Below are 457 nucleotides of genomic sequence, written 5' to 3' on the forward strand. Positions count from 1 at the left end.
TGCTCTACCGACTGAGCTAATGGCTCGTTGAAGTGGTGCCGGCGAGAGGACTTGAACCCCCAACCTACTGATTACAAGTCAGTTGCTCTACCAATTGAGCTACACCGGCAAGTATGGTGGAGGATGACGGGATCGAACCGCCGACCCTCTGCTTGTAAGGCAGATGCTCTCCCAGCTGAGCTAATCCTCCATTATTAACGCCCGGCAACGTCCTACTCTCACAAGGGGACAGCCCCTAACTACCATCGGCGCTGAGAAGCTTAACTTCCGTGTTCGGTATGGGAACGGGTGTGACCTTCTCGCTATCGCCACCAGACTATTTTCCAAAGACAAGTTTTATTATACCGTCTTTTTAGGATTTTTCAAGAGAAAATTTCATATTTTTCATTCTCTCAAAACTAGATAATGTATGAAGAAGCATTTGCCGAGTATTCACCAATGACTTGTCTAGCTTCGG

General features: G+C 47.5%; 2 tRNA genes and 1 rRNA gene. All 3 read right to left on the reverse strand.

Going from position 1 to position 457, the window contains the following annotated elements:
* Positions 1–33 precede the first annotated feature (33 nt).
* A tRNA-Thr gene (locus NR125_RS29330) sits at positions 34–109 on the reverse strand.
* A 5-nt stretch (positions 110–114) separates the two neighbouring features.
* Positions 115–190 (reverse strand) — tRNA-Val (locus NR125_RS29335).
* Positions 191–199: 9 nt separating this feature from the next.
* A 5S ribosomal RNA gene (rrf, locus tag NR125_RS29340) occupies positions 200–316 on the reverse strand.
* Positions 317–457: the final 141 nt, after the last annotated feature.

It is taken from the genome of Cytobacillus sp. Bac17, assembly GCF_024519925.1.
Taxonomy (GTDB): Bacteria; Bacillota; Bacilli; order Bacillales; family Cytobacillaceae; genus Cytobacillus; species Cytobacillus pseudoceanisediminis.